General features: G+C 43.1%; 14 protein-coding genes. 5 read left to right on the top strand and 9 right to left on the bottom strand.

The genetic code is table 11. The features are described from left to right. Window positions 1-399: 399 nt before the first annotated feature. Complete coding sequence (gene adhE / locus I2494_RS13605; protein ID WP_218467308.1) at window positions 400-3069, bottom strand: bifunctional acetaldehyde-CoA/alcohol dehydrogenase; 2670 nt, start codon at window positions 3067-3069, stop codon at window positions 400-402. Between the two features lie 472 nt (window positions 3070-3541). Here adhE and I2494_RS13600 point away from each other — a divergent pair, with 472 nt between their 5' ends. Continuing rightward, entirely contained in the window at window positions 3542-4189 is a 648-nt protein-coding gene (locus tag I2494_RS13600) for a YchE family NAAT transporter (protein WP_218467307.1), read from the top strand. 89 nt (window positions 4190-4278) lie between these two features. On the opposite strand, the gene I2494_RS13595 is transcribed toward I2494_RS13600, so the two are convergent. Next, window positions 4279-4614, bottom strand: a complete 336-nt coding sequence (locus tag I2494_RS13595; protein WP_108899207.1) for an HI1450 family dsDNA-mimic protein — start codon at window positions 4612-4614, stop codon at window positions 4279-4281. Between the two features lie 37 nt (window positions 4615-4651). After that, a complete protein-coding gene (gene cls, locus I2494_RS13590) occupies window positions 4652-6112 on the bottom strand; it encodes a cardiolipin synthase (protein WP_218467306.1) in 1461 nt (486 codons plus the stop codon). A 191-nt stretch (window positions 6113-6303) separates the two neighbouring features. Between cls and I2494_RS13585 the strand changes: the two genes are divergently transcribed. Beyond that, window positions 6304-6483 carry a YciY family protein gene (locus I2494_RS13585; RefSeq protein ID WP_218467305.1) on the top strand — a complete coding sequence of 60 codons (180 nt, stop codon included), beginning with the start codon at window positions 6304-6306 and terminating at the stop codon, window positions 6481-6483. A gap of 66 nt (window positions 6484-6549) precedes the next feature. Here I2494_RS13585 and I2494_RS13580 read toward each other — a convergent pair whose 3' ends face one another. Further along, complete coding sequence (locus I2494_RS13580; protein WP_218467304.1) at window positions 6550-6846, bottom strand: YciI family protein; 297 nt, start codon at window positions 6844-6846, stop codon at window positions 6550-6552. A gap of 230 nt (window positions 6847-7076) precedes the next feature. Here I2494_RS13580 and I2494_RS13575 point away from each other — a divergent pair, with 230 nt between their 5' ends. Continuing rightward, on the top strand, window positions 7077-7874 hold the full coding sequence (locus I2494_RS13575; protein WP_218467303.1) for a TonB family protein: 798 nt from the start codon (window positions 7077-7079) through the stop codon (window positions 7872-7874). 84 nt (window positions 7875-7958) lie between these two features. Here I2494_RS13575 and yciA read toward each other — a convergent pair whose 3' ends face one another. From yciA to I2494_RS13560, 3 genes are all read right to left on the bottom strand, one after another. Beyond that, entirely contained in the window at window positions 7959-8378 is a 420-nt protein-coding gene (yciA, locus tag I2494_RS13570; RefSeq protein ID WP_130591043.1) for an acyl-CoA thioester hydrolase YciA, read from the bottom strand. Between the two features lie 167 nt (window positions 8379-8545). Next, a complete protein-coding gene (locus I2494_RS13565) occupies window positions 8546-9109 on the bottom strand; it encodes a septation protein A (protein WP_218467302.1) in 564 nt (187 codons plus the stop codon). Window positions 9110-9189: 80 nt separating this feature from the next. Beyond that, window positions 9190-10059 carry an NAD(P)-dependent oxidoreductase gene (locus tag I2494_RS13560; protein WP_218467301.1) on the bottom strand — a complete coding sequence of 290 codons (870 nt, stop codon included), beginning with the start codon at window positions 10057-10059 and terminating at the stop codon, window positions 9190-9192. Window positions 10060-10286: 227 nt separating this feature from the next. Here I2494_RS13560 and I2494_RS13555 point away from each other — a divergent pair, with 227 nt between their 5' ends. Then, a complete protein-coding gene (locus tag I2494_RS13555) occupies window positions 10287-12002 on the top strand; it encodes a SulP family inorganic anion transporter (protein WP_218467300.1) in 1716 nt (571 codons plus the stop codon). Window positions 12003-12058: 56 nt separating this feature from the next. Here the strand turns inward: I2494_RS13555 and I2494_RS13550 are convergent, their stop codons facing one another. Further along, entirely contained in the window at window positions 12059-12826 is a 768-nt protein-coding gene (locus I2494_RS13550) for a YciC family protein (protein WP_218467299.1), read from the bottom strand. Between the two features lie 406 nt (window positions 12827-13232). On the opposite strand from I2494_RS13550, the gene ompW reads away from it, so the two are divergent. Next, entirely contained in the window at window positions 13233-13883 is a 651-nt protein-coding gene (gene ompW / locus I2494_RS13545; RefSeq protein ID WP_130591048.1) for an outer membrane protein OmpW, read from the top strand. A gap of 73 nt (window positions 13884-13956) precedes the next feature. On the opposite strand, the gene ppx is transcribed toward ompW, so the two are convergent. Further along, a complete protein-coding gene (ppx, locus tag I2494_RS13540; protein ID WP_218467298.1) occupies window positions 13957-15489 on the bottom strand; it encodes an exopolyphosphatase in 1533 nt (510 codons plus the stop codon). Window positions 15490-15491 lie beyond the last annotated feature (2 nt).

Below are 15491 nucleotides of genomic sequence, written 5' to 3'. Positions count from 1 at the left end.
CAGGTCGTTATAGCATAAAGTTTGAATGGTACGTCTGATTAAATGTTCTGGTATCAGGGGGATTAATCTGCTGATAAGAGCGGCAAGCGGCCTGTGTGTAGAGATAGGAGGGAATACCCTATCAGTAGCTTTTAAATGAGCTACAGGCGATTTTATGATTGGAATACGGGGAACATTAGATGTAAAAATCCGCCTTCATAGAAGGCGGCATTGCTTTGACGCCCCATAGGAGCGTACTAAAAGATCTAAAAAGAAGTCGTTACCTATTCTGTAAGATTCAAATCCAAAGACAATAAGGCAGAGCCAAAACCTATTGATGACCACACCCACAGGATGTGGTTTTCTGTTAGAAATAAAAAAGCCGCCCGTTCAGGCGGCTTAGAAAGAGATAACTAAAAATTACTTCTTAGCTTTTTTAGCCGGTGCTTTAGCTTTAGTTTCAACAACAGGTTGCTGCTGTTCTTCAACGTAGCTACGTCCATAATAAGTATCCAGCAAAATTGTTTTCAGCTCGGAGATTAATGGATAGCGTGGGTTAGCGCCGGTACACTGATCGTCAAAAGCATCTTCAGACAGTTTATCAATTTTGGCCAGGAACTCTGCCTCCGGAACGCCAGCCTCGCGAATTGACGCCGGAATATCCAGTTCTTTCTTAATTTCATCTAACCAATTAAGCAGCTTCTCAATTTTGGCAGCTGTACGATCGCCGGGAGCGGATAAACCTAAGTGATCAGCAATTTCTGCATACTGACGGCGAGATTGCGGACGATCATACTGGCTAAATGCGGTTTGTTTAGTTGGGTTATCATTAGCGTTATAGCGAATAACGTTACAGATTAACAACGCATTAGCCAAACCGTGTGGCAGATGGAATTCTGAACCTAATTTGTGCGCCATTGAGTGACATACACCCAGGAAGGCGTTAGCAAAGGCGATACCAGCAATAGTTGCGGCATTATGAACACGCTCACGTGCAACTGGATTTTTAGCACCTTCTTTATAGCTAACTGGCAGATACTCTTTAAGCAGTTTCAGTGCTTGTAGAGCCTGGCCATCAGTGTATTCGTTAGCCAGAACGGATACATATGCTTCTAATGCGTGGGTTACCGCATCCAAACCACCAAAAGCACAAAGTGATTTAGGCATGTTCATTACCAGATTAGCATCCACTATGGCCATATCTGGTGTTAATGCATAATCGGCTAATGGATACTTCATTCCGGTAGCATCGTCGGTTACCACTGCGAACGGCGTTACTTCTGAACCTGTACCCGAAGTGGTAGTAATCGCGATCATCTTGGCTTTCACACCCATTTTCGGGAATTTATAAATACGCTTACGAATATCCATAAATCTTAATGCCAGTTCTTCAAAGTGTGTTTCCGGATGCTCATACATGACCCACATGATTTTAGCTGCATCCATTGGAGAACCACCGCCTAATGCGATAATGACATCAGGTTTAAAGGAGTGCATTTGTTCAGCCCCTTTACGCACGATGCTTAGAGTAGGATCCGCCTCGACTTCGAAGAAAACTTCAGTTTCAACGCCATACTGTTTTAATACATTGGTGATTTGATCTGCATAGCCGTTATTGAACAGGAAACGGTCAGTAACGATAAAGGCACGTTTGGCACCATCAGTAGCAACTTCTTCCAAAGCAATTGGCAGTGAACCACGACGGAAGTAGATTGATTTAGGAAGTTTATGCCATAACATATTTTCTGCTCGCTTAGCCACAGTCTTCTTATTGATAAGATGTTTTGGTCCTACGTTTTCAGAAATTGAGTTGCCACCCCATGAGCCGCAACCTAAAGTCAGTGATGGCGCCAGTTTAAAGTTATACAGGTCGCCGATACCGCCCTGAGAGGTAGGGGTATTAATCAGAATACGGGCTGTTTTCATCTTATCGCCGAAGTAAGCAATGCGTTCGCCTTGATTATCCTGATCGGTATAAAGGCCAGATGTATGACCAATACCACCCATAGCGACCAGTTTCTCGGCTTTTTCTACGGCATCTTCAAAATTTTTCGCCCGATACATCGCCAGCATTGGAGAAAGTTTTTCGTGAGCGAAAGGCTCTGACTCATCAACTTGAGTTACTTCACCAATCAAAACTTTGGTTGTAGCTGGAACGGTTACACCAGCCATCTCTGCAATTTTTACCGCAGGCTGTCCAACGATAGCGGCGTTGATAGCCCCATTTTTCAAGATAATGCCCTGTACGGCTTTTAGTTCCTGACCTTTCAGCATATATCCGCCATGAGAGGCAAAGCGTTCACGTACTGTGTCATAAATCTTATCAACGACGATAACGGATTGTTCAGAGGCGCAAATTACGCCGTTATCAAAAGTTTTTGACATTAGAATAGATGCAACAGCACGTTTAATATCAGCAGTCTCATCGATAACAACAGGGGAGTTGCCTGCGCCTACACCAATGGCTGGTTTTCCTGAACTGTAAGCAGCTTTAACCATACCTGGGCCACCAGTGGCCAGAATCAGGTTGATATCCGGGTGGTGCATTAACTGATTTGATAATTCAACGCTCGGAACATCTATCCAACCAATAATATCTTTTGGTGCGCCAGCTTCAATCGCGGCTTGCAGAACGATATTGGCTGCTTCATTAGTTGCGTTTTTAGCGCGAGGATGTGGAGAGAAGATAATACCGTTACGAGTTTTCAGGCTGATGAGTGCTTTAAAGATAGCGGTGGATGTCGGGTTGGTCGTAGGAACGATACCGCAGATAATACCGGTTGGTTCAGCAATAGTGATCGTACCAAAAGTCTCATCTTCTTCCAGAATACCGCAGGTTTTCTCATCTTTGTATTTGTTGTAGATGTATTCGGAAGCGAAGTGGTTTTTAATTACTTTGTCTTCCACGATACCCATGCCAGACTCTTCAACTGCCATTTTTGCCAGAGGAATACGGGCATTTGCAGCAGCTAAAGCGGCCGCTCGGAATATCTTATCGACTTGTTCCTGAGTATAATTAGCATACTCACGTTGAGCTTTTTTCACTCGTGCAACAAGTGCGTTAAGTTCAGTGGCGTTACTTACGGTCATTGTGACTCTCCTAAGATTGATAAATTTTTTTAGTGAGTAAGTCGCGATGCAAGTATTAAGTATAGTAGGAGCGTTGTTATCTCAATACGATTTACTTACTGAAAAAATCTAAGCTAATTTATTGTTATAACTAAATATAATTTTAGCGGTAAATAATAAAAGTACTGCAGGTATTTGTATGTCTGATACTTACAACACAGCTTACCTATTCAGAGTGATTGATATTGTGACTTATATCACATAAATGGCATGCTGACACCTTTCAGCAAGCTAAAATGCTACATTTTTATCCATCAAGAGGCCGAGCATTACATTTATATAATATTAATTTGCTATATTAGGGTTATACCGCTGTATTTTTTCTATAACTGGGTGTTGTATCCGGTTTTTACCGCTAGACCCTAAAAGATAACTCTATTACATTAAGCAGCGTTTGATTTTGAGCTACGGTCTATTACATAGGGAGTCCACAATGGGCCATGCCATGTTGGATTTATCAGGATACATTAAGTTCCTTGTTGGTATGTTTGCATTAGTTAATCCGGTGGGTATTCTTCCGGTTTTTATCAGTATGACGAATTATCAGTCGCCAGCTGCCAGAGATAAAACCAATCTAACGGCTAACTTATCGGTTGCCATTATATTGTGGTGTTCGCTGTTTTTAGGTGATGCGATATTGCATCTGTTTGGGATTTCAATCGACTCGTTTCGCATTGCGGGTGGTATTCTTATTGTAACTATCGCAATGTCGATGATTAGCGGTAAGTTAGGAGAAGACAAACAGAACAAGCAAGAAAAAACGGAGACTGCAATTCGTGACAATGTTGGCGTAGTGCCTTTAGCTTTGCCGCTAATGGCCGGGCCGGGTGCCATTAGTTCAACGATTGTCTGGAGTACCCGATATAACACCTGGATGGATTACCTGGGTTTTTTCGTTGCAATTGCTTTCTTTTCATTTTGCTGTTGGTTACTGTTTCGTGCCGCCCCGTTGTTAGTCCGTCTGTTAGGACAAACAGGAATCAACGTGGTAACGCGTATTATGGGTTTATTGCTGATGTCTTTAGGAATTGAGTTCATTATTACGGGGATTAAAGTCTCTTTCCCGGGATTACTGGCTTAAATAGGGCATTCAGTTAGATACATAATAAAACCCCCGCAAATCAGGCGGGGGTTTTATTATCAACAGCCTAAAAATCGTAATTAAGCAGACTACTCTTTCCAGAGAATATGACAGAATTTATGGTTTTTTTCCCGGCTAATAAGGATCCGGGCAAAAATATCATCGACTTCGTCTTCTTCATTCGTCAGACCGATAATCACTTCGGCAAAGAAATCTGGATTCAAATCAAAGTCTACATGCTCAAGCCACTCATCAGAAGGGTCGTGTAATTCAGCGGCTCCGCGATCTTCAAACTGCAGGTTGAACAGAATGACATCTGCCGGGTCAAGATTGTCCGAGGCCAGTTCTAAAAAAATATCGTAGGCCTGGTCCAGCGTTTCGTCTTCATCTAACCGATTGTCTAAATCAAAATCTGCTATGTCCATTGGGGTACTCATCAAAGAGAATATTTAAATATTCCGGTTATAGTAATGGACTGAAGAAATAAAATAAACGTTCGATTATTCGATTCCACATAGGTCGGGTTGCCCATTCTTCCGGATTGAGTAGTGTCGAACGAGCAATATAGTCTTCCTGTACACAAGCCAAATCATCGGCAAATGCCCGGTCATCGACAGTGACGGTTACTTCAAAATTCAACCACAGGCTACGAATATCTAAATTTACGGTTCCTACCAGACTTAGCTGGTCATCAACTAAAACGCTTTTGGTATGCAGTAATCCACCGTCAAATTGGTGTATTTTTACACCAGCCTCAAGAAGTTCAGAGAAGAATGAACGACTGGCCCAGCCAACCATCAAAGAGTCATTCTTCTTGGGTACAATAATGTTTACGTCAACACCTCTTTGCGCAGCAGTGCAGATGGCATGTAGTAAATCATCACTGGGAACCAGGTAAGGCGTTGTCATAATCAAACGTTTTCTGGCGGAATATACGGCGGTAAGCAGAGCTTGATGAATCATCTCTTCCGGAAAACCGGGGCCGGAAGCGATAACCTGTACCGTATGGCCGTCTTCTTCTTCAAAAGGCAACATAGTGGTATCAGGCGGCTGCGGAAGCTGGCGTTTGCCTGTTTCTATTTCCCAATCACAGGCATAGATAAGTCCCAGCATCGTTGCAGCAGGGCCCTGTATTCTCGCCATGAGATCAATCCATTGACCAACGCCAGACCCTTGTTTAAAGAAGCGAGGGTCAACCATATTCATACTGCCAGTATAGGCAATATTATTATCAATAATGACGATTTTACGATGTTGACGTAAATCCATACGACGCAGAAATACCCGCAATACATTAACTTTTAGCGCTTCAACCAGTTCAATACCTGCATTTCTCATTAGCTCAGGGTATGGGGTGCGGAAAAAATGCATACTACCGGCAGAGTCTAGCATCACTCTACAATGTACTCCACGACGAGCGGCGGCCATTAATGCTTCGGCAACATTGTCAACCTGACCACCGCTTTGCCAAATGTAAAACACCATCTCTACGCTATGTTCAGCTAACTCAATGTCACGAATCAGCGACTTCATGGTGCCTTCACTGGTGGTTAATAGCTCAAGCTGATTACCTCTAACGGCCGGAACGCCATGGCGATGGGCGCAAAGCTGGAATAGGGGTTCGGATACCGGACTTATTTGAGTGGCGAAAATATTCTGGCAGTTCTTTAATTCTCCTAACCAGGTTGCCGTAGAGGGCCACATTTCTTTGGCACGTTCAGCTCGTCGTTTTCCAAGGTGAAGTTCCCCAAACAGAAGGTAAGCCACGATACCAACCAGCGGAAGGATATAGATAACCAGCAACCAGGCCATGGCAGACGGGACAGAGCGTCGCTTCATCAGTACTCGAAGCGTCACACCCGCTATCAGTAACCAGTAACCTAATACCAGTAACCAACTCAATACAGTATAGAAAGTGGTCATCGGAAATCTATTATCCTGTTTGATTTAAATATAAAGCCTTGAGTTTACGCAGAGTCACGGAAAGGTAAAACACTTCTTTAAAGTCTATTATAGATTTTGTTACTTATTTTTTGATTTATTCATTCAAAAGAAAAAATTGCCTGCGTTACAATTAACACACCTTTTCGTTGTTTGAAGATATCTTGGTCATTATGCACAGATCCAGAACTGAAGTTGGACGCTGGCGCATGTTGCGACAGGCACAACGCCGACGCCATCGCTGGTTGGAAGGGCAATCTCGCAGAAACAGCCGTATAAACCACATCAGAACAGAGCAGCAATTGGGGCGTCAGCAACGCTCGTTGCTTTATGCAAATATCCACGGATGGTAATACACCGCCGGATTAATCTGTTGGTAGGGGTTCTCTGGTACTATATTTAGAGAACCCCCAACAGCCTTAAAATACGCGCTTAAATGGCTTTACTACCACTTTTTGATAGACACCCGCATCAACATAGGGGTCTTTATCTGCCCACGCTTTAGCCTCCGCCAGAGTGGCAAACTCAGCGATAATGACTGAACCGGAGAAGCCTGTTGTTCCCGGGTCTTCACTGTCAGCAACAGGGTTTGGACCGGCAACGACTAAACGATCTTCATCTTTTAGCGACTGTAAACGAGCCAGATGAGCAGGGCGGGCGGCAAGACGTTGTTCTAAAGCGCCAGGTACATCTTCAGCATAAATCAGATATAACACGGTATTATTCCTTGATGTTATTGTCACATTGAGTGGGCGATAAGAAAAACGATACTACATGATTTATTATTGTAAACTATAGATATTATGACTGGCGTGATAAATGAAAATATACAGGCACTTTTATGATTAATTGAGATACTGAAACGCCAATATGTTAAATTGATATTGAATCTCATTACCATTTTCATTTAGAATTCTCCCATTCCAGAACAGTGAAGTGGTTCCTTTTGAAAAAATTCTTTCTGGCGCGTCGTTTTTCCTGGCCGCTTACCTTTTCAGTCTGTCTACATGCATCGCTTATTGGTGGGTTAGTATTCGCCTCGATAAAAGATCAGGTTGAAATTCCCGCACCAGATGATTCGGCACCCATGAATGTTGTGATGGTTAATCCAGCCATGTTTGCTACCCCAGCAGAAGTGGCTGAGCAAAATACACCGGCACAACAACCAACGGCAATTCCTGAACCTGAGCCCGAGGAAGCTAAACCTGAACCTGTTCCAGAACCTATTCCCGAACCACCGCCGGTGGAGAAGCCTAAGCCTGTTGAAGTTGAAAAACCGAAGCCAAAACCGAAGCCAAAACCGGTTGAAGAACCGAAAAAACAGCCTAAAAAAGAGCCAAAACCGAAAAGAGAGCCGGTAAAAGAACGAACTGAACAGGCACCGGTAGATAAACCGGCAACAGCACCCATTACTACCGCAAATACCAGTACGGTTGCCAGTGGTCCGGCCGCTTCAGTGAGTGGCGCAGCACCTGCAACCGGTTCGAAGATATTAAGACAAGTTGAGCCGGCTTACCCTAAACAGGCATTCGATCGTCGAATTGAGGGACAGGTTGAGATTATGTTTGATATCGATGAAGATGGACGTATCGAGAACGTACGAATTTTGTCAGCAACACCGCCCAGAATGTTTGAACGGGATGTGAAAGTTGCGCTGAAGAAATGGCGGTATACCCCTGTTGTGGTTAAAGATAAAAAGCTGACGATTATCTTCAAAATTGATGGCGGAGCACAAATTCGTTAGCAGTAATCGTATGATTAGTAAATAAAACAGGTCGCAATAGCGACCTGTTTTATTTTGGAATGGCTAATTTCAGACAGAATAAAATTAATCGAAGGAGAGGTTTCTTTTATTGTCTGGCAGAGAACGAGAGGTACCCAGATCGTTAACGGCGACATAGGTAAAGATAGCTTCCGTAACGCAATAGCGTTGTCCTATTGGTTCAGAAGAAACCTTTTTAACCCAGACTTCCATATTTACCGTAATAGAACTACGTCCCGTACGAATACAGTGTGCATAACAACAAACCACATCACCAACAGTGACAGGCTTTAGGAATGTAATGGCATCGACGGCAACCGTTACTACACGTCCACGGGCAAGCTCTTTAGCCAGAATAGCACCTCCAATATCCATTTGTGACATGATCCAACCACCAAAGATATCACCATTGGCGTTGGTATCCGCTGGCATAGCCAGAGTCCGGAGGACTAGCTCTCCGCGGGGAGTACGATCTTGTTTGCTCATAATGTGTTTCTGATTGTGTTCGTTATAAGTGAAAAAATAGCGGCTTATCCGTTAAGCCTTCATTCAAATGCTCACATCATTTTTATTGCTCCTGATGCCACACGTAATAGGAGCGATAAAAATAAGTAATTAATTATGGTTATATCATGATTCGCTGATGAAAAAACCTAGTCTTGTTTGTCGCTGGCCGGCGGATTTTTCTGTTCGTCAGGAATATGGCGATAGATATAGATACCGCTAAGTAGGGTAAACACAAGCGTTAGCCCGGTTAGTCCGAATACTTTAAAGTTCATCCAGACATCCATGGATAACCAAAACGCGACATAGATATTAAGAAGACCACAAGCGAGGAAGAATAGGGACCAGGCGATATTTAACCGTGACCATACCTGCTCAGGTAATGTAATCTCTTTACCAAGCATGCTTTTGATGAGCAGTTTTTTCAGTACGAATTGACTGAAAACTAACCCTAATGCAAACAGGGCATAGATAGCCGTTACTTTCCATTTAATAAAGTCAGGTGAATGGAAAATAATGGTTAAGGTGCCAAAAATGACCACCATGACAAAGGTCACGATCATCATTTTTTCTACTTTACGGTATTTTATCAGGCTGTAGATGACAGCCAACGCCGTTGCGACAATCAGTGCGCCAGAGGCAATAAAAATGTCGTAGAGTTTATAAAATGTGAAAAATACAATTAAGGGCAGAAAATCAAGAAACTGCTTCATAGCTCTTTCCATTGGTCAGCAAGCTGCTGACTATACCGGATTTGGCGGCAGGTTTACACTACCGCCAAAGTAACAAATAACTACTTATCGTCTAAAAAGCGGATCAGGGCAGAAGTATCACAACGGCCCAGACCGCGTTGTTGTAATTCAGCATAGGCTTCATCAATTTGTTTAGCAAAAGGAAGTTTAGCCCCATTGCGTTCAGCTTCATCAAAGCAAAAACCAAGGTCTTTACGAATCCAATCGATGGCAAAACCAAAATCAAATTTGTTTTCACCCATGGTCTCTGCGCGGTTTTCTAATTGCCATGAGCTACCTGAGCCCATTTTTACTACATCACGCACGGTTTTGACGTCTAATCCGGCCTTTTGTGCGAAACGTACGGCTTCAGATACACCAGCCAGCACACCAGCAATACAAAGTTGGTTAGCCATTTTGCATAACTGACCACAACCGCTTTCACCGACTAAAGTGACCGCTTTGCCATAAATTTTCAGGATGTCTTCAGCTAGTCTGAAAATAGATTCATCACCGCCGCACATAACGGTCAGCACCGCATTTTCTGCACCTGCTTGCCCACCAGAGACGGGAGCATCCAGAAAATCCAATCCAATCTCTTTTGCCGCCTGATAGAGCTCACGAGCCAAATCAGCAGATGCAGTGGTATGGTCAATGAGAATCACGCCTTTTGAGGCACCAGCAAAAATGCCGTTCTCACCATAATAGACAGAGCGGACATCATCATCATTTCCAACACAAGTCATGACCATATCGGCGTCAATAGCTGCTTCGCGAGGTGTTAGTGCAAGTTTACCACCGAACTCTTTTACCCATTGTTCTGCTTTTGCTGTAGTACGGTTATAAACTGTTACATCATGCCCGGCTTTTATTAAGTGACGCGCCATCGGGTAGCCCATCACGCCTAAACCGACAAAACTAATCTTAGCCATTTATACTCCCGTTATTATTAATAAGCTTTGGACAAGCTATCCTAGTCTTTTTAATCTCAGGGTAAAAGTGGCAAAAACAGCCAATTGAGATAAGAGTTGTATTAAACGGGAAGAATAGGGAACAAACTACACTGTTATTCCCCGCCAGCTAAGGCATTATGTTGTATGATTATTGCGACAGTTTTCACAGTGCGTCTGACTAAGGTGACCGGCGGTAGAGGATAAATATGTTTTCAAGAGTATTTTTAAAATGGATGCCCGGATTACAGAATTTATTGGCTTACGATAAAAGCTGGCTAACCGCGGATATCCGCGCCGGATTATCGGTAGCTGCAGTGGCATTACCGGTAGCAATTGCCTATGCAGAACTGGCAAATGTAGGTGCTATTGTTGGTCTCTACTCTTGTATTTTGCCAATGATTGCGTATGCCTTTTTTGGCTCTTCCCGTCAGTTAATCGTTGGGCCTGACGCTACAACCTGTGCGGTTATTGCAGCGGTAGTTACGCCATTAGCTGCGGGCAACAGTGAAATGCAATGGCAATTGACCATCATCATGACCCTGATTATGGGGGGATGGTGTATTCTGGCAAGTAAGTTCAGATTGGGAGCGTTAGCCGATCTGCTTTCTCAACCAATCCTGACCGGGTTATTAAATGGTGTTGCTGTCACTATTATGGTGGGGCAGATTGCTAAAATCCTTGGTATTCATATTAATGCTAATCAGCTGATTGAAAAAATTATTGCCATACCATTCCAGATTATGGATAGCCATCTGCCGACGTTAGGTATTTCGGCATTAACGTTGTTACTGCTAATTGGGATTAAAAAATTTCGCAGCCAGTGGCCTGCACCTTTGATTGCCATTGTGGTGACAACGGCATTGGTATGGGGAATGGATATTCAACAGTATGGAGTCGAAACTATTGGTGGAGCAGGGTTTGACTCTGGCTTACCGATGGTTAACTGGAACCATTTTCAACCAGGATTAATGCGGGAATTGGTTATTCCAGCGCTGAACCTGGCGTTAATTAGCTTCGTTAGCCTGATGCTTACTGCACGCAGCTTTGCCGCTAAAAATGGCTACGATATTGATGCTGATGCAGAATTCAGAGCGTTAGGAATAGCGAATATTATGTCGGCTGTGTCTCAGGGGTTTGCAATCAGTGGGGCAGACTCTCGTACGGCGGTTAATGACGCGAACGGTGGAAAGAGCCAACTGGTCTCTATTATTGCGGCATTAGTGATTGCTCTGGTTGTTTTATTACTGACTAAGCCATTACAGTTTATCCCGGTTTCTGCTCTTGGTGTGGTGCTGGTTTATGCGGCCTGGTCGTTAATGGATTTACGTGGTATCTGGAACCTCAGGCGGCGAAATCGACAGGCGTTTAGTCTGGCTATTTTTACATTTGTTTGTGTGTTATTGATCGGCGTTATTCAGGGAATAGGATTAGCGGTTCTGTTGGGATTATTACAGTTTTTACGTACGGTATTTAGGCCAACAGAGCAACTACTTGGTGTTAATGAAGATGGAATGATTCACTCACTGGGTAATACCACAACAGTTAAAGCGGTTCCCGGGGTAATGATGTATCGGTTTAACTCTCCGCTTACCTACTTTAACGTCGCTTATTTTAAGCGTCGGATATTAAATCTGGTCGACAGTACGCCATTTCAGCCCCGTTGGGTAGTGATTGATGCAGTGGCCAGTTTTACCTATGCGGATATCAGTGTGCTGGCCTCTATTGATGAACTGAAACGTGACCTTAAGTTACGCCAGATAAAACTGGTACTGGCTGGGCGCAGAACAGAGCTTACGCGTTGGTTTAAAGATAACCGCCCGGCAATGAAGGAGGAGGAGAGCATGTTGGTTCCCGATCTCTATCTGGCGCTTAAATTAATTCAGAGTAAAGAAAGTGCACATACTTCAGAAGAATCATCATAAAGACAATGTTTGAGTATTGTAGAAAGCCGGTGAAAACACCGGCTTTCTACAGGTTGTTATGACGGTTTAACCTGCATATACAGACGAAACAGGTAGACAAATAGAAATGCAGTGACCAGATTGCTGATAGCGCTGATCAATAATGTGACAACCATGGGTGATACTGCGGATAAATTGATAGATATCACGAACAGAATGAATTTAGTCGACAGTGTAAACAGCAAAATAGGCAGGACAATTCTCAAATTAGCAAAAGCTATTCCCCAACTGGTACTAATGGCATAAATCAGACCCTTACGAGACTCCAGCATAATAATCGGTGACAATACCAATACAAATGTAAAAAACAGGCCGGGCAACAGATATAGAGATAAACCAAAAGTAATCAGCATTGATGAGATAACAAGTAAAACGACTAACATCGGCAATGACGTTACGGATGCACCAATTGCTCTTAAAGCGCTGGATGGTAGCCCTTGAGAGACCTGAATAACCAAGGTAATAACACCTGCGATAAGAATTGTCTGGCTAAGTAAAAAACTTAACGCCATAGCACCAAACAATGGAACAGCGGCTTCAACAATAGCTAATTGCTGTTCATACGGCATTCCCTTAATTGCCTGTTCAACTTCTCCATGCGTCATAGCGGACGACTCAACAGAACCGGTAATCAACTGATGAAGGGCTGTGGTATCCGGCATCATAGTTTGAAGCAAGATATAAGAGATAAATGACGCCAGTAATGCCAGCATGATAAAACTGGATAATTGGTTACGTATAAAATTTACGCTGTCACGGAAGAGGGAATTGGCCGTGATGGGCATGGAGTCTCCTGTCTAAGATAATATGCGCTGTTATGGCGATTGTAACCTGTTAATCCATCCTCTTGAACCTCTTATCTAGATCGATTTCTGACCACAGAAAATTAAGTTACCAATTTGTTGGTCGCTTACATCGTTTATCCCCGATGTGATGGTGTAGCCAAATTGTGATCTCAGGAAAGATAGAGTTATCTTTTTTTTGATTTTGATGATGATATAAGCGTTGTTAAATGCGTTGTATATTATTAAATATTGATCTCGGTCAAATATAGAAACCCGATAGAAAACAATTAACTTGTTAAGTTCACTCTTTTGTCAATTTTTGTCAGGAACTGTGATCTGCATTGGATCAATTTTACTACTAAGGGGGTATATTTCACACACATTAACCCTAAAAGGAACATGGATAATGAAAAAACTCCCTCTGGTTTGTTTAATTGCTGCAACATTAGCGCCTTCATTTGCTTTTGCTCATCAGGCCGGTGATTTTTTATTCCGTGCTGGTTCAATTACAGTAAGACCGAATGAAGGTTCTGATAACGTGTTGGGTCTGGGCTCATTCAACGTAAATAATGATACACAGCTCGGATTAACTTTCGGTTACATGATTACTGATAACATCGGTATTGAATTATTAGGTGCTACACCGTTCAATCATGATGTTGGTTTAAAAGCGACAGGCACGATTGCAACCGTTAAGCACTTACCACCATCATTGATGGCTCAGTACTATTTTGGTACTAAAGAGAGCACATGGCGTCCTTATTTGGGTGCTGGTATTAACTACACCACATTCTTTAGCGAAGACTTCAACAACACCGGTAAAGGTGCTGGCTTAAGTAACTTAAGCGTTGATGATTCCTGGGGTGTAGCGTTACAAGCTGGTGTTGACTACAACGTTGATAAAAACTGGGTAGTGAATACATCTGTTTGGTGGATGAACATCGATACTGATGTTAACTTCACATCAACGGATGCAGCAGGTAATCGTACTCGTCATAGCGTCAGTACCCGTCTTGACCCATGGGCATTTATGTTTGGCGTTGGTTACAAGTTCTGATTTAGTTAACCTTATTAAATTAAAACGCCGGTTATATACCGGCGTTTTTTCTGCTTAACGTTTAGTATTCAGGCTATTCGTCATCGCTTTTCAGTAATAATTTCCAACCGGCTACATCTTCCCAATACTCCTGCTCCCGTTCCAGATCGGCCAGTACCAGGCTATTTTTACTTAAATACTGTGCCGGGAAAATCAGCGTTATATGGTAATCATCACTATAGAGTCGGCAATATTCAGGTTCTGTTGTTGCCTGACGCTGATTGTTTAATAGGATAGCCAGGCGAAGAATTTGGATTAGTGGAATAAACTGACGTTTTTTCACTAAATTAAAACTGGGAAGTTCATCCAACTTTATCCCTTTACGATGAAAACGAACCAAAGAGGCTAACAGAAGCTGATGTTCCTGATTGAACCCCGGCAGGTTGGTGTTTTGAAGAATGTAGGCGGAATGGCGCTGCATATTGCTATGGTTAATACTTAAGCCGACTTCATGTAACATTGCTGCCCAGCCAAGCAGCGCTTCTAACTGGGGGTTGACCAGAGAAGAATTTTGAGCAAGCCACTGGGCATAGAATGTTTGGGTCGTCGTTAATACTCGATTGGCTTGTTCCCGATCGATATTATAATGCTCAGCTAAACTAATTGCTGTTCTACTGCGAATATCCTGATGGCGGAAACGACTCTCCATTTCATACAAAACACCTTCTCGTAACGCGCCATCAGATAATCTTAACTCTTTAATTGCCAGCGCATTAAATACACCGCATAAAATAGCCAGTCCGGGAACAAAAACGCTTTGTCTATCAGGAGATAATCCATCTAAATCGATAGCAGCAAAGGATTTGAATTTTAGCGTGGCATTAACCACTTGCTCCAGACGCTCAGGTGTAATTATGCCGTCTCTTTCCCCCATCTCCTCAATCAGGACATTATGTACTGCCTTAATCGTTCCTGATGCGCCTAAAGCATATTGCCAGCCCTGAATTCGGTATTGCCAGGCCAGATTTTCCAGCTTTTGTTCTGCTGCCAGTTGCGCGCGTTGGAAATTTTGTTTAGTTATCTCATTATTGGGGAAAAACTGTCTGGCGAAGCTGACACATCCCATACGTCGACTTTCAGCGATAATAGGGGAAAAATCTTCACCAATAACCAATTCGGTGGAGCCTCCGCCGATATCAATGACTAATTTACGCCCTTTTTCTGGCTGAGTATGGGCTACTCCCATATAAATCAGGCGGGCTTCTTCTTGCCCGGAGATAATCTCAATAGGATAGGGCAAAATTTCACTGGCACGTTGCAGAAAATCCTGACCGTTTACTGCCAGTCGTAAAGTATGGGTACCGACGATGCGCACACTGTCCGGAGAAAATCCCTGAAGGCGTTCAGCAAACAGGCTCAGGCAGTTAAGTCCACGCAGTATCGACTCTTCACTGAGGTAATTGTCTTTATCCAGCCCATCGGCCAAATGAACCCGTTGCTTTAAGCGGCCTAAAATCTGCAATGCTCCGTTAACAACACGGGCGATAACCATATGAAAGCTGTTGGATCCTAAATCAATAGCTGCGATTTCTTGTGGTTTTGTTGTTATTGAATCGTTTAAGTGCATTA

The organism is Limnobaculum allomyrinae (genome assembly GCF_016649425.1).
Taxonomy (GTDB): Bacteria; Pseudomonadota; Gammaproteobacteria; order Enterobacterales; family Enterobacteriaceae; genus Limnobaculum; species Limnobaculum allomyrinae.
Note: the sequence above shows the minus strand (reverse complement) of the source record. Positions and strands in the feature narration are given on the sequence as shown.

What these genes read in the sequence shown, in the direction of transcription:
- adhE (WP_218467308.1), bottom strand. Translation starts at nt 3,069, where the DNA reads ATGACCGTAAGTAACGCCACTGAACTTAACGCACTTGTTGCACGAGTG.
- I2494_RS13600 (WP_218467307.1), top strand. Translation starts at nt 3,542, where the DNA reads ATGGGCCATGCCATGTTGGATTTATCAGGATACATTAAGTTCCTTGTT.
- I2494_RS13595 (WP_108899207.1), bottom strand. Translation starts at nt 4,614, where the DNA reads ATGGACATAGCAGATTTTGATTTAGACAATCGGTTAGATGAAGACGAA.
- cls (WP_218467306.1), bottom strand. Translation starts at nt 6,112, where the DNA reads ATGACCACTTTCTATACTGTATTGAGTTGGTTACTGGTATTAGGTTAC.
- I2494_RS13585 (WP_218467305.1), top strand. Translation starts at nt 6,304, where the DNA reads ATGCACAGATCCAGAACTGAAGTTGGACGCTGGCGCATGTTGCGACAG.
- yciA (WP_130591043.1), bottom strand. Translation starts at nt 8,378, where the DNA reads ATGAGCAAACAAGATCGTACTCCCCGCGGAGAGCTAGTCCTCCGGACT.
- I2494_RS13565 (WP_218467302.1), bottom strand. Translation starts at nt 9,109, where the DNA reads ATGAAGCAGTTTCTTGATTTTCTGCCCTTAATTGTATTTTTCACATTT.
- I2494_RS13560 (WP_218467301.1), bottom strand. Translation starts at nt 10,059, where the DNA reads ATGGCTAAGATTAGTTTTGTCGGTTTAGGCGTGATGGGCTACCCGATG.
- I2494_RS13555 (WP_218467300.1), top strand. Translation starts at nt 10,287, where the DNA reads ATGTTTTCAAGAGTATTTTTAAAATGGATGCCCGGATTACAGAATTTA.
- I2494_RS13550 (WP_218467299.1), bottom strand. Translation starts at nt 12,826, where the DNA reads ATGCCCATCACGGCCAATTCCCTCTTCCGTGACAGCGTAAATTTTATA.
- ompW (WP_130591048.1), top strand. Translation starts at nt 13,233, where the DNA reads ATGAAAAAACTCCCTCTGGTTTGTTTAATTGCTGCAACATTAGCGCCT.
- ppx (WP_218467298.1), bottom strand. Translation starts at nt 15,489, where the DNA reads ATGCACTTAAACGATTCAATAACAACAAAACCACAAGAAATCGCAGCT.